The sequence below is a fragment of the Rhizobacter sp. P5_C2 genome (assembly GCF_054049715.1).
The window spans coordinates 1-12849 of the sequence record NZ_JBFULV010000145.1 but is presented as its reverse complement, the minus strand read 5'-3'; the positions used below and the strand labels follow the sequence as shown (position 1 = coordinate 12849).

Annotated in this window: 15 protein-coding genes; 6 read left to right on the top strand and 9 right to left on the bottom strand. The window is 67.8% G+C overall.

Annotated features, from left to right (window positions below; genetic code table 11):
* Positions 1 to 483 precede the first annotated feature (483 nt).
* Together ACXJLU_RS30535 and ACXJLU_RS30530 are read right to left on the bottom strand one after the other, a co-directional pair.
* Positions 484 to 1290, bottom strand: coding sequence for an alpha/beta hydrolase (locus tag ACXJLU_RS30535; RefSeq protein ID WP_457337524.1), 807 nt, complete (start codon positions 1288 to 1290; stop codon positions 484 to 486).
* Positions 1291 to 1365: 75 nt separating this feature from the next.
* On the bottom strand, positions 1366 to 1620 hold the full coding sequence (locus tag ACXJLU_RS30530) for a helix-turn-helix transcriptional regulator (RefSeq protein ID WP_457337522.1): 255 nt from the start codon (positions 1618 to 1620) through the stop codon (positions 1366 to 1368).
* A 157-nt stretch (positions 1621 to 1777) separates the two neighbouring features.
* Here ACXJLU_RS30530 and ACXJLU_RS30525 point away from each other — a divergent pair, with 157 nt between their 5' ends.
* From ACXJLU_RS30525 to ACXJLU_RS30515, 3 genes are all read left to right on the top strand, one after another.
* Complete coding sequence (locus tag ACXJLU_RS30525; RefSeq protein WP_457337520.1) at positions 1778 to 2119, top strand: DUF3892 domain-containing protein; 342 nt, start codon at positions 1778 to 1780, stop codon at positions 2117 to 2119.
* 24 nt (positions 2120 to 2143) lie between these two features.
* Positions 2144 to 3094 carry a prolyl aminopeptidase gene (pip, locus tag ACXJLU_RS30520; protein ID WP_457337519.1) on the top strand — a complete coding sequence of 317 codons (951 nt, stop codon included), beginning with the start codon at positions 2144 to 2146 and terminating at the stop codon, positions 3092 to 3094.
* Between the two features lie 61 nt (positions 3095 to 3155).
* Complete coding sequence (locus ACXJLU_RS30515) at positions 3156 to 3962, top strand: aminoglycoside phosphotransferase/kinase family protein (protein WP_457337517.1); 807 nt, start codon at positions 3156 to 3158, stop codon at positions 3960 to 3962.
* 10 nt (positions 3963 to 3972) lie between these two features.
* Here the strand turns inward: ACXJLU_RS30515 and ACXJLU_RS30510 are convergent, their stop codons facing one another.
* Positions 3973 to 4803: a YihY family inner membrane protein gene (locus tag ACXJLU_RS30510; RefSeq protein ID WP_457337515.1), complete on the bottom strand. Its 831-nt coding sequence runs from the start codon at positions 4801 to 4803 to the stop codon at positions 3973 to 3975.
* Positions 4804 to 4886: 83 nt separating this feature from the next.
* On the opposite strand from ACXJLU_RS30510, the gene ACXJLU_RS30505 reads away from it, so the two are divergent.
* A complete protein-coding gene (locus tag ACXJLU_RS30505) occupies positions 4887 to 5240 on the top strand; it encodes a hypothetical protein (RefSeq protein ID WP_457337513.1) in 354 nt (117 codons plus the stop codon).
* Positions 5241 to 5428: 188 nt separating this feature from the next.
* Here ACXJLU_RS30505 and ahpF read toward each other — a convergent pair whose 3' ends face one another.
* The 5 genes from ahpF to ACXJLU_RS30480 form a co-directional block, all read right to left on the bottom strand.
* Positions 5429 to 7006, bottom strand: a complete 1578-nt coding sequence (gene ahpF / locus ACXJLU_RS30500; protein ID WP_457337511.1) for an alkyl hydroperoxide reductase subunit F — start codon at positions 7004 to 7006, stop codon at positions 5429 to 5431.
* A gap of 106 nt (positions 7007 to 7112) precedes the next feature.
* A complete protein-coding gene (gene ahpC, locus ACXJLU_RS30495) occupies positions 7113 to 7676 on the bottom strand; it encodes an alkyl hydroperoxide reductase subunit C (RefSeq protein ID WP_073464227.1) in 564 nt (187 codons plus the stop codon).
* Between the two features lie 155 nt (positions 7677 to 7831).
* Positions 7832 to 8944 (bottom strand): DNA polymerase III subunit beta, encoded by a 1113-nt coding sequence (dnaN, locus tag ACXJLU_RS30490; protein WP_457337509.1) that lies wholly within the window; start codon positions 8942 to 8944, stop codon positions 7832 to 7834.
* Positions 8945 to 8955: 11 nt separating this feature from the next.
* Positions 8956 to 9147, bottom strand: a complete 192-nt coding sequence (locus tag ACXJLU_RS30485; RefSeq protein WP_457337507.1) for a plasmid-related protein — start codon at positions 9145 to 9147, stop codon at positions 8956 to 8958.
* A gap of 61 nt (positions 9148 to 9208) precedes the next feature.
* A complete protein-coding gene (locus tag ACXJLU_RS30480) occupies positions 9209 to 10045 on the bottom strand; it encodes a plasmid replication/partition related protein (RefSeq protein ID WP_457337505.1) in 837 nt (278 codons plus the stop codon).
* Between the two features lie 61 nt (positions 10046 to 10106).
* Here ACXJLU_RS30480 and gloA2 point away from each other — a divergent pair, with 61 nt between their 5' ends.
* Positions 10107 to 10496 (top strand): SMU1112c/YaeR family gloxylase I-like metalloprotein, encoded by a 390-nt coding sequence (gloA2, locus tag ACXJLU_RS30475; RefSeq protein WP_457337503.1) that lies wholly within the window; start codon positions 10107 to 10109, stop codon positions 10494 to 10496.
* Positions 10497 to 10581: 85 nt separating this feature from the next.
* Complete coding sequence (locus ACXJLU_RS30470; protein ID WP_457337501.1) at positions 10582 to 12003, top strand: peptide MFS transporter; 1422 nt, start codon at positions 10582 to 10584, stop codon at positions 12001 to 12003.
* 1 nt (position 12004) lies between these two features.
* On the opposite strand, the gene ACXJLU_RS30465 is transcribed toward ACXJLU_RS30470, so the two are convergent.
* Positions 12005 to 12849, bottom strand: an 845-nt coding sequence (locus ACXJLU_RS30465; protein ID WP_457337499.1) for an SDR family oxidoreductase, incomplete at its 5' end; no start/stop codon positions are given.

The window sequence follows — 12849 nt, the reverse complement described above, 5'->3', positions numbered from 1 at the left end:
GCGTCAGTCTGAGCGGCGACCCAAGCTCCGAGATCGTCTGCTCATCAAGGAAGGATCGCACTGATTCCCAAGCCCTTCGAGGAAGTCTTGCCCTTGGCCCATGACCATGAGAAACAGATTTCGGAGGGTGATACGCGATCATGCTCGTTCAGAAGACAAGGGGTAGCGGCTCTGGTGCGTCGAAGGATACCTCCACGCTGGGGTAGCGAATGTCTGCTTGCGGGCGCCAAGTTTGACGGCGCGAATTTCCGTAGAGGGTCGGAAGCACCAGTTCGAAGCTTTGAGCAGCAGACACTCGGCGCCGGTTGTTGGGGCGAGCCGCAGCCTGCGAGGCTGGATGACCGCAGCGTGTTCAAGACTGGTCATCGAAGCCGGTGGTGGGCGGACGGGTCGATGACCGCTTTGTGCCACTCAGCGTGAACCCAGCCCCTGGCCGCGAGTGACGGCAGCCGCTGCGAAGCGGCCGCTGGAGCCCTGCGCGCTTCAGCCGGAGACAGTCACCTGCTTTGCCGCCTCAACAATCACCCCCGCGATCTCCCGCGGATGACTGATCAACGACACATGGCTCGACGCCACCTCGATCGTCTTCGCCTTCATCCGCGCGGCCACGAAGCGCTGCAATTCCGGTGACGTCGTCCGATCCTGCGTCGACACCGCATACCAGCTCGGCTTGCTGCGCCAAGCGGCCACCGTGGTGCGTGACGCAAACAGCGTCTCCGCAATGCGCCCCTGCAGCGCGTACAGCACGCGGGCCTTCTCAACCGGCACGTCACCCGCGAAGTCCCGCAAGAAGGCCTCTTCGCTCAACTGCGCAAACCCACCCGACTTGACGAGCCCGGCGCTTGCCGGCGGCGTCGGAAACTTTGCGGCCAGCGCGCCGTAGTCTTCCCCCGCATCGGGCGCCCGTGCCGCCACGTAGACCAGCCCCACGACTTTCGGGTCGACGCCCGCCTCGCTGATCACCGTGCCGGCCCACGAGTGGCCGACCAGCAGCGTCGGGCCGTCCTGCAGCGCCAGGATGCGCTGCGTGGCGGCCACGTCGTCGGTCAGCGAGGTCAACGGGTTCTGCACCGCGGTGGCGCGCAGCCCGGCGCGCTGCAGCAGCGTGATCACGTCGGACCAGCACGACCCATCGGCATACGCGCCGTGCACGAGCACGACGTTGCGCACGCCCGGCGCGGGCATGGCTGCCGTGGGTGCCGATGCCGATTGAGCCGCGGCAAGGCGAGCCGTGGCAGCGAGGCCGACGGTCGCGGCAACGCGGGTGGAGAACTGGCGACGAGTGAACATGCGGATTCCCGAGAGTGAGGATCCGGATGCGTCGCGCCCGGCGAGCCGGTTCTTACACCGCTCGCGCGATCTCGATCAGGCCTCGTCGAGGTCGGTGAACTTGTCCGGATCCACCAAGTCGCGCAGCGGCACCCGCAGTGCATCGGCCAGGCGCCCCATGTTGTCGATCGACACGTTGGTCGCACCGCGTTCAAGGCTGCCCACATACGGCCGGCTGACACCGGCTTCCAGGCTCAGCGCCTCCTGCGTCGTCTCCCGCATGCGCCGTGCGCGGCGCAGGTTCCGCGCGAACACCTCGCGTGCCGACAACTTGGCGGGCTGCTTTTTCATGCCCGCGAGCATCCGCGTTTGAGCAACTTCTCTCCACACTCTATGCACAGTTAAAAGATAAGTTTGATATCCATTGTGGTCTGCATCGTTTCTATATTGGTGACGATGAGAAACGATTCGAGACCGTTCCGATACCAAGCGTGATCGAGGAGCCGAGATGAAAGCCTTGGAAGTCAACTGCATCACCCTCTCCGGCCACCTCTCGCACCACGCGCTCATCACCCACATCGGCCACAGCCAGCGCAAATGGCGCATAGCCATCGCCCAGGCCATCCGCTGCATGGATCTCGATCTCGAGCGCTACTACGTCGTCGACACGCCCCTTCGCCAGTGGGTCTACCTCGATGTCGTGCGCGAGCCCGGCCAGCCGCCGCACCTGCGCGCCCGCACCGAGCGCGGCGAGTGGGCCGATCACCTGCTGTCGCTGCCGCGCTGCGGCCGCGATTGCGGCGCACCGGTCCGCACACCGCGGCTGTGTTGCCGCTGCCCGTTCCGCTGAGGTTTTCGCCTAAAGTCAGTGCGCATGACCTTGCGCACCCACTACCCACCCCTCGAGCCGCTGGAAACAGGGTTCATGCCCGCCGGCAACCTGCACTCGCTCTACTGGGAGCGCAGCGGTAATCCCGCCGGCATCCCGGTCATCTTCGTGCACGGCGGCCCCGGGGCCGGCACCTCGCCCAAGGACCGTTGCTTCTTCGACCCCGCCCGCTACCACATCGTGCTGCTCGACCAGCGCGGCGCCGGCAAGTCCACGCCCTCCGGCGAATGCCGCGAGAACACCACGCCCTTGCTGATCGCCGACCTGGAGCGCCTGCGCGAGCGGCTGGGCATCGCGCAGTGGCTGGTGTTCGGCGGCTCGTGGGGCTCCACGCTGTCGCTGGCCTATGCGCAGGCGCACCCGGAGCGCTGCCTGGGCCTGATCCTGCGCGGCATCTGGCTCGCCAGCACCGAGGAGCAGCAGTGGTGGCTGCACGGCATGCGGCAGTTCTTCCCGAAGGAGTGGGAGGCGTTCGCCCATGCCATCCCGGCGGAGGAACGCGGTGACCTGGTCGCGGCCTACCAGCGCCGCCTGAGCGATCCGGATCCCGCCGTGCATGCGCCGGCGGCGCGCGGCTGGAGCCACTACGAGGGCGCCTGCCTGCGGCTCATCCCGTTGCCGGTCGAGCCGCTGCGGCCTGAAGACGCGGTCTTCGAGCTGAACCTCGCACGGCTCGAGGCGCATTACTTCGTCAACGGCGCCTTCCTCACGCCCAACCAGTTGCTCGACGGCGTGCCGCGCATCGCGCACCTGCCTTGCACCATCGTGCATGGCCGCTACGACGTGATCTGCCCGGTGCGCTATGCTTTCGCGCTGGCCGATGCGTGGCCGTCGGCGAAGCTGGTCGTCGTGCCCGATGCGGGGCATTCGTCGATGGAGCCAGGGATCATCTCCGAACTGGTCGCCGCAACGGATGCATTCGCCGATGGCCGATGAACTGAAACCGATCTGCGGCGAAGAGGCCGTGCTGGCGATGGATCCCTCCGGCGGGTGAGGGGTGCTGGCCATGGACGAAGCGGTCCGCCGTTTCACCGATGCCCCGCTGCATGAGCGTTTGCCGGGCGGGCAAGGGCGTTCGGTGCGTGCCGGCAACCTGGTGCTGAAGCCGGTCGACGAAGTCTCCAAGTACGAGTGGCTGGGGGATGCACTGGAGGGCGTCGACTTCCGTGGCCTGAAGGTGGCTGCGCCCGTCCGGTCGCTGAAGGGGATGTGGTGCGAGCAAGGGTGGGGCGCCACGCGCTACCTCGACGGCGCCTTCGTCGAAGGGCGGATGGCCGACAAGCTCGCGGCTTCCACCGACTTTCATCGTGCAGTCCGCGGCGTCGGCAAACCCGCGGCGTTCGACGTGTGGACCAGTCCATGGACCGAAGCCACCCGGGTGGCTTGGAGCGAGCGCCATGTGCCCGATGCCACGCCGGATCGTGTGAAGGCGGTGGTGTCGTCGCTGCAATCCCGCTGCGAGCCCATCAACCTGCCGAGCCAGTTCGTCCACACCGACCTGGCGGGCAACATCCTGTTCGATGGTGACGCGCCGGTCGTCATCGACATCTCGCCGGCTTTCCGGCCGGTGGCGTACGCACACGCGGTGCTCGTGGCCGACAGCGTCGCGTGGCATCGCGAGCCGGTGGCATCGCTGGCGTTGTTGGACCTTCCGCAGTCGCTTCGACGGCAGCTGGTGTTGCGCGCCGTCGTGTTTCGCCTGTGCGTGCCGCTCTTCTTCGATGCGGCGAACGCCGAGGCGTTCTACGCCACGCTGCGTGAGTTCGAGCCGGTACTGGCCTTCGAGGGCATCGCCGGCGCGTGAGTGGCGTGGATCACGCCTTGGCGGGCTTCTTCACCGCCGGCTGCGGCTTCCTCGCCCGCGCGAGGTTCGACGTGATCAACGCCGCCGCCAGCGTCACCAGCCACGAGAAGTACACCCACAGCAGGAACACCGGAAACGCCGCGAAGGTGCCGTACACCGTCTTGTAGGTCGGCAGCTTCAGCACATAGGCCGCGAAGCCGCGCTTGCCGAGTTCGAACGCGATGCCGGCGATCAGCCCGCCGATGGCCGCATCGCGCTTGCGCACACGGGTGTTCGGCATGTAGTGGAAGAGGGCGGCCATCGCGATCGAGCCGATCAGCGCCGGGCCGAGCGTCAGACCGAACTTGGCCCAGGGCGGCAGCGTCTGGATCAGGCCGGCCGAGGCGCTCACCGCGTACGACGTGGCCCAAAGGCTCACGCCCAGCAGCGGCGGGCCGAGGCCGATCATCAGCAGGTACATGCCGACGCGCTTCAGGAACGGGCGGTTCTTCTTCACCTTCCAGATCTGGTTCAACGCGTTCTCGACGGTCAGCAGCAGCGCGACTGCGGTGACCACCAGGAACAGCGAGCCGACCAGCGTCAGCCCGCCGGCGTTGGTCGCGAACTGCGCGAGGTAGCGCAGCACGGTGCGCGAGATCTCTTCGGGCAGCAGGCTGCGCAGCAGGTGCTCCTCGATCGCGTCCTCGAGCCGCTTGAACATCGGGAAGCGGGTGAAGAGCGCAAAGCACACCGCGAGGAACGGGACGACCGACAGCACGGTCGTGAAGGTCAGGCTGCCGGCGATCTGCGGCAGGCGCTCGGCGCGGGCGCGCTGGATCGTGAGTCGGGTGAGGTGGATCATCGGGCGGCCATTCTGCCTGCGAGAATCCACCGGGCTAGGGGCCCATTGACCATCACTTGCGCATCTTGCCGATGATTCCACGCTTGTCTCGACGCGGCCGCCTGGCGGCGTTGGCTGCAACCGCCATCGTGGGGCTGGCTATCGCCGGCTTCGCATGGCTGAAGGCCGAGCACCGGCCCGTCGAGGCCATCGCGGTGGCGCAGGCGTTCGTGGACCAGCTGAATGCGCGCGGCGAGGGCTGCCGTGTCGATCGCCTGGTCGGCATCGCGCCGTTCCAGACCAACGGCAACCGCCTGCGGCGCTGGGTGTCGGGGCGCGGTGTCGAGGTGCCGGAACTGCAGATGGAGTTCGACGGCGCCTGCCCGCTGCGGGTCACGCTGCGGCTGTCGTCAACGCAGGGGTGGCAGGTCGTGAGGCATGGAACTCACGCAGGGTAAAACCGATGCGCACCAACCCCCGTTCGGGCTGACGCCAACTGCATTCGGGCTGACACCGAACTCCATTCGGGCTGACACCAACCCCCGTTCGGGCTGAGCTTGTCGAAGCCTTGGTGCCCTGCAAGCAGGCCCTTCGACAGGCTCAGGGCGAACGGGGGGTTGTTCGCTCAGACTCCCGTCCGCCTACCTCAAGCCGCCACCGGCGTGCGGATCAGGTGATCGAACGCCGACAGCGCTGCCTTCGCCCCATCGCCCGCGGCGATGATGATCTGCTTGAACGGCACCGTCGTCGCGTCACCCGCCGCGAACACCCCCGGCTGGTTCGTCGCGCCACGCGCGTCGACGATGATCTCGCCGTACTTGCTCAGCTCCAGCGTGCCCTTCAGGAACTCGGTGTTGGGCACCAGCCCGATCTGCACGAACACCCCCGCCAGCTCCACGCGGTGCTCGGTGCCGGTCGCGCGGTCCTTGAAGACCAGGCCGTTCACCTTCTGCCCGTCGCCGGTGATCTCGGTCGTCTGCGCGTTGGTGTGCACCGTCACGTTCGGCAGGCTGTGCAGCTTCTTCACCAGCACCGCATCGGCCTTCAGCGTGTCGGCAAACTCCACCACGGTGACGTGCGCCACCAGCCCGGCCAGGTCGATCGCGGCCTCGACACCCGAGTTGCCGCCGCCGATCACCGCCACCGGCTTGCCCTTGAACAGCGGGCCGTCGCAGTGCGGGCAGTAGGCCACGCCCTTGTTCTTGTACTCGGCCTCGCCGGGCACGTTCACGTTGCGCCAGCGCGCGCCGGTCGACAGGATCACGCTGCGGCTCTTCAGCGCCGCGCCGTTCTCCAGCGTCACGGTGATCTCGCCGCCCGGCTGCGCCGCCGGCTCCAGGCTCGCGACGCGCTGGCCGTTCATGATGTCGACCTCATAGACGCGCGCATGCGCTTCCAGCGCGGCCGCGAACTTCGGGCCTTGCGTCTCGAGGATCGACACGTAATTCTCGATGCCCAGCGTGTCCAGCGTCTGGCCGCCGAAGCGCTCGGCAACGATGCCGGTGCGGATGCCCTTGCGCGCCGCATACACGGCCGCTGCCGCGCCGGCCGGGCCGCCGCCGACGATCAGCACGTCGAACGCATCCTTCTGGCCCAGCTTGGCCGCGACGCGCGCCGAAGCACCGGTGTCGACCTTGGTCAGGATCTCCGAGACCTCCATGCGCCCCGAGCCGAACACCTCGCCGTTCAGGTAGACGGTCGGCACGGCCATGATCTGGCGGCCTTCGACCTCACCCTGGAACAGCCCGCCGTCGATCGCTACGTGCTTGATGCGCGGGTTCAGCACCGCCATCAGGTTCAGTGCCTGCACGACGTCGGGGCAGTTGTGGCAGGTCAGCGACATGTAGGTCTCGAACACGAAATCGCCGCCGTCTTCACGCGTCAGCGACTTGATCTGCTCGATCACCTCGGCCTCGACCTTCGGCGGGTGGCCGCCGGCCTGCAGCAGCGCCAGCACCAGCGACGTGAACTCGTGGCCCATCGGGATCGCGGCAAAGCGCACGCCCATGCCGGCACCGGCACGGCTGATGTTGAACGACGGACGGCGCTCGTCGGTGCCGTCCACGCGCAGGCTCACCAGCTCGCTCAGGCCGGCGATCTCTTCGAGCAGCTCGCGCATCTCGGCCGAGGCAGGGCGGTCATCGAGCGACGCCACCAGTTCAACCGGCTGCGTCAGGCGTTGCAGGTAGCCCTTGAGCTGGGCCTGGAGGGTGGCGTCCAACATGTGATCGGTCCTTGTGTTTGTTGTGTTCGGGTAGAGCTCCGCCCAAGGCCCCGCCCGAAGGCGGGGCCGCAGAGCGGCATAACAGGGGAAAAACGAGAGAGAGGTCTTAGATCTTGCCGACGAGGTCGAGAGACGGCGTCAGCGTGGCGGCGCCTTCGTTCCACTTGGCCGGGCAGACCTGGCCAGGGTTCTTGGCGACGTACTGCGCGGCCTTCAGCTTGCGCAGCGTTTCCTTCACGTCACGCGCAATCGCGTTGTCGTGCACTTCGGCGGTCTTGATGACGCCATCGGGGTTGATGACGAAGGTGCCGCGCAGCGCCAGGCCTTCTTCTTCGATGTGCACGCCGAACGCGCGCGTCAGCTTGTGCGTCGGGTCGCCGATCAGCGGGAACTTGGCCTTGCCGACGGCCGGCGAGGTTTCATGCCACACCTTGTGCGCGAAGTGCGTGTCGGTCGTGACGATGTAGACCTCGGTGCCCAGCTTCTGGAACTCGGCGTAGTTGTCGGCCGCGTCTTCGACTTCGGTCGGGCAGTTGAAGGTGAATGCGGCCGGCATGAAGATCAGGGTCGACCACTTGCCCTTCAGGCTGGCTTCGGTGACCTCGATGAACTTGCCGTTGTGGAAGGCTTCGACCTTGAACGGCTGGACTTGGGTGTTGATCAGCGACATCGTTTGATTTCCTTGGTGTGCTTGGTTGGATGAAAAAAGCGAACTGGCGAAGCGAATTTTGACCGCACTGCAGCATTTGCGGGATTAATTGACTGAATCAAGTCGATGGTAAAAAACTATCGATCAAGACCCCTCGATTCACGTCGAGGTCCACGTCAGAGCCGCATCGGGCTGACGACGTACTTGAAGCCGCTGCGCTGCGGAAAGGTGAACAGCACCGCCGAGCCGGCGTCCTGCAGCGCCATCGTCACCATCTCGGCATCGGTCTCGCCGAGCACCTCGGTCAGGTAGGTCACGTTGAAGCCGATCTCAAGGGGCACGCCGCCGTAGTCGATGTCGAGGTCTTCATCCGCCTCCTCGCGCTCGGCGTTGCTCGACACGATGCGCAGCGCGCCCGGTGCGAAGCTCAGACGGATGCCGCGGAACTTGTCGCTGGTCATCAGCGAGGCGCGCTGCAGGCATTCGAGCAGCGCGGCGCGGCCGAGCGTGACCGCATGCGGGTTCGCCTTCGGGATCGCGCGCTCGAAATCGGGGAAGCGTCCCTCGATCAGCTTGGTGACGAAGCCGATGCCGTTCAACTCGAAACTCGCCTGCGCCGGCGCGAGGCGGATCTCGACGCTGGCCTCGTCGTCGCGGCCTTCCCGCAGGTGGCGCTGCAGCTCGTGCACCGCCTTGCGCGGCACGATCACCTGCTGCGTCGGCAGGTCGGCGTCGACCGAGGCTTCGGCCAGCGCGAGCCGATTGCCGTCGGTCGCGACGAGCCGCACGCGCCGCCCGTCGGTCGCGAACAGCATGCCGTTCAGGAAGTAGCGGATGTCGTGCGTGGCCATCGCGAAGCTCACCTGGTCGACCAGCGACTTCAGCACGCCCTGCGGCAACTGCAGCGTGGTGGCATGCGGGGCGCGCGCGACCAGCGGGAACTGCTCGGCCGGCAGCGTGTGCAGCATGAAGCGGCTGCGGCCGCCCTGCAGCCGCAGCCGGCCGGGCTCGGCCGTCAGCGTGACGACCTGGTCGGGCGGCATCGCCTTCAGGATGTCGACCAGCTTGCGGGCCGACACCGTGGTGGCGAAGTCGCCGGCATCGCCACCCAGCTCGGCCTGGTGGCCGACCTCGATGTCGAGGTCAGAGGTGGTGAACGCGATCGAGCTGCCGGTCTTGCGGATCAGCACGTTCGCGAGGATCGGCAGCGTGTGGCGCCGCTCGACGATGCCGCAGACTGCCTGCAGCGCGGCCAGCAGCTTCGCCTGGGTTTCCTTCAGGACGATCATCGGCCGCTCCTTCAGGGCCGCTCGGGCTTGGGAGACTGCCCGAACAACTGCGCCTGCTCGGCGGAGTGCTTGGCGGCGAAGCTGCGCATGAAGTCGCGCAGCACCTCCGAGGCGGCCAGCCCCTGGGATTGGCAGGCCCGCACGAAGGCATCGCGCAGGTCGCGCTCGATGCGGATCCGCATCCCGGCGTCTTTGGTGTTCATCGGCAGCTCCGGTTCGTGGATACACATATGTGTATCCATCATCCGGAAACTATACCGTGGATCAGAACGGCGCGGTGTCGGCCTCGCCGGCGTTGGCGCGAAGCTGGGCGTGCAGGTCGGCGATCTTCAGTTTCAGCGCGGCGTTCTCGGTGGTCAGCGTGGCGACGCGCTGGCGCAGCGCATCGACCGTGTCGGCGCCGCCGCTCGAAGGTTCCTGGGGTTGCGCTTGTGGCTGCGCTTCTGCCGTGCCTTCATCGGCCGGCGCCCTGCGGCGCGAATCGCGCGCCCGCTTCGCCGCCTGCTTCAGCTCGTCCTTGCCGGCGGCGGCCGCGGCGACCTGCTCCGCGGCCGGCAGGCTCGAGACGGCCGCCGCGGCGTTGATCGAGATCGTGCCGGCCTTGATGGCCTCGACCAGCTCGGGCGCTGCCTGCTTGCGGATCTTCTCGATCAGCACGACCTGGTTGCTGCTGATGCGGGCCGCCTTCGCGAGCGCCTCGCGGGTGTCGAGCGTGGGTGCCTGGCTGGCCGGCGCGGAAGGGGCGCCCTCGGCCGGCTCCGCCAGGCGTCGCGCGCGCTGCCCGGCGACGATCTCGCGCTTGCGCAGCGCGAGCACGCCGCGCTGGTAGTCCGACAGGCTGCGCCGGCCGAGGTGCTGGTCGATCATCCACAGGTGCACGTCTTCCATCGACTGGAAGCGCGTGCTCTGCACCGTCTGGAACGGCAGCCCGTGCTGGCGGCAGATGCCGTAGCGGTTGTGCCCGTCGACCAGCATGTCGCCCCACAGCACCAGCGCGTCGCGGCAGCCCTCGGCGAGGATGCTGCGTTCCAGCGCATCGTGTTCGTCGGGCGTCAACGGGTCGATGTAGGCTTTGAGTTCTTCGTTGACGACGAGGTCCATGGGCGCGGGTTCGATCTGAGGCGAAAGGGGGCGCATTGTAGAGAGCCGCGACAATCGCCCGATGCTCCTGCGCATCCATCACGCCGCCATCATCTGCTCCGACTACCCGGCCTCGAAGCGCTTCTACACCGAGACGCTCGGGCTCGCGGTGCTCGCCGAGCACTTCCGCGCACAGCGCAATTCGTACAAGCTCGACCTCGCGCTGCCCGACGGCTCGCAGGTCGAGCTGTTCTCGTTCGAGGGCGCACCGCCGCGGCCGTCGTACCCCGAGGCGCGCGGCCTGCGACACCTGGCGTTCGAGGTCGACGACGTCGCGCAGTGCAAGGCCGCGCTCGAAGGCAAGGGCGTCGCGGTGGAAGACATCCGCGTCGACGAGTACACCGGCAGGCGCTTCGTGTTCTTCGCCGATCCGGACGGGTTGCCGCTGGAGCTGTACGAAGCCGCGCGCTGAGCATGCCGGGTCACCGCGAGTTGTGCCGCCCGGCCATTTCAGCGACAGTCGCGGATTACCCAATTTCTTTCGGAAGCCACTACCCGTGTCCACCTCCGCCTCCAACGACCGTGCCTTCTTCGGCCACCCCGCCGGCCTCGGCTGGCTCGCCTTCTGCGAGCTCTGGGAACGTTTCTCGTACTACGGGATGCAGGCCCTGCTGGTGCTGTACCTCACCAACTACCTGTTCCTGCCCGAGAACATCGGCCACGTCGCCGGCATCGACGCGGTGCGCGGCGCCATCGAGAGCGTCACCGGCCTGCGCTCGCCGCAGCAGCTCGCGTCCGTCGTGTTCGGGCTCTACGCGGGCTTCGTCTACCTGACGCCGCTGTTCGGCGGCCTGCTGGCCGACCGCGTGCTCGGCCGCACCAAGACGATCGTGATCGGCGCGGTGCTGATGGCCACCGGCCACTTCCTGATGGCCTTCGAGGCCAGCTTCTTCATCGCGCTGCTGTGCCTGCTGATCGGCGTCGGCTGCTTCAAGGGCAACATCGCGGCGCAGGTCGGCGACCTGTACGCGCCCGGCGACAAGCGGCGCGCGAGCGCGTTCCAGATCTTCATGCTGGCGGTGCAGATCGCGGTGATCCTCGCGCCTATCGTCTGCGGCACGCTCGGCGAGAAGGTGGCCTGGCACTGGGGCTTCGGCGCCGCCGGCGTCGGCATGGTGATCGGCCTGTTCGTCTACCTCAGGGGCCGCCGCCACCTGCCGCCCGAGCCGCTGCGCGATCGCCGCGCCGAGAAGGCGGCCGCCGTGCCGCGCACCCCGATGAGCGGCACCGAGAAGAAGCGCCTGGTGCTGCTGGTCGCGCTGATCCCGGTGCTGATGATGACGGTCGTCGGCAACCAGCAGTACAACAACGCGTTCCCGCTGTGGTCGCAGAAGTACATGGACCTGGTGCTGTTCGGCTGGCAGGTGCCGGTGACCTGGCTGCAGGCGATCGACGCCATTGCCAGCACCGCGGCGATGATCGGCTCGATCGCGTTCTGGCGCTGGTGGGCCACGCGCCGCCGCGAGCCCGACGAGATCACGAAGATGGCGCTGGGCTCGCTGATCGCCGCGTCGGCCCCGGCGCTGCTGATGATCGCTTCCGGCATCGTCGAGCATTCGCACGAGAAGGTCGGCTTCGGCTGGGCGATCGGCTACGCGGTGCTCAACGACATCGGCTTCGCGAACGTGATGCCGGTGGGCCTCGCGCTGTACTCGCGCACCGCGCCGCACAAGCTCGAGGGGCTGATGATGGGCACCTACTACCTGCACCTGTTCCTGGCCAACACCTTCGTCGGCTGGCTGGCGGGCTTCCTCGAGACGATGCCGGGGCAGCAGTTCTGGGGCCTGCATGCGGCGCTGGTCGGGGGTGCCGGCGTGGTGCTGCTGGGGGTCAAGCTGGTGTTCGGCAAGCTGCTGGCGCCGACCGCGGTCGACAACGGCGCCGCGGCGGTCTCAGGCGACGCGGTGCCGGCTCACTGATTCACGGCGACGCTTCATCCATCTCGAAGGCCGGCACGCGTCGGCCGTCGATGTCGGTGAAGCCGTAGTCCTGCGCCAGGTCGCCCACCCGCAGCACCTGGCCGCTGCGGCGCATCACCTGCGGGTCGGCCGCCAGCGCCGCGACGGCGCGGCCCAGGTAGCGCGGCGATTCGGTGCGCGCGAGGGCAGGCCGCTCGTGCCAGTGCGCCTCGTCGGTGTGGTGGCCGGCCAGCACGAACTCGGTGCGCATCCAGCCCGGTGACAGCGCGACCGAGGCCACGCCGTGCGGCCGCAGTTCTTCGGCGATGCCGAAAGCCAACCGCGTCATGCCGGCCTTCGCGAGGTCGTAGAACAGGTTGCCGCGCAGGTAGCGGCCGCGGTCCCAGAAGGTGGTGGTGACGATCAGGCCGTGGCCTTGCCGCACCATCAACGGCGCGGCGTGCCGGCTCGACAGCAGGTGGTTGCGCACGCCGCGGTCGATCATCGAATCCCAGTGGGCCAGCGGGTGTTCCCAGAACGGCGCGTTGAACACGCCGTCGAAGGTTTCGTGGCCACCCCAGGCGTTGTTGACCAGCAGGTCGATGCGGCCTTGCTCCTGTTGCACGCGGGCGAACAGCTCGGCCACCTCGTTGTCCTGCGTGTGGTCGCAGCGCACCGCGATGCCGTGCCCGCCGGCACGCGTCACCTCGTCGGCGGTGTCGTCGATGCTGCCGGGCACGGCGGTCATGTCCGACAGGCCGAGCAGCTGGCCGTAGCTCTGTGCGGGGTGCGCGCGCGTGCTGCGGCCGGTCACGTAGACGGTGGCGCCGGCGGCGCCCAGCTCGACCGCGCAGCCGCGCCCGGCGC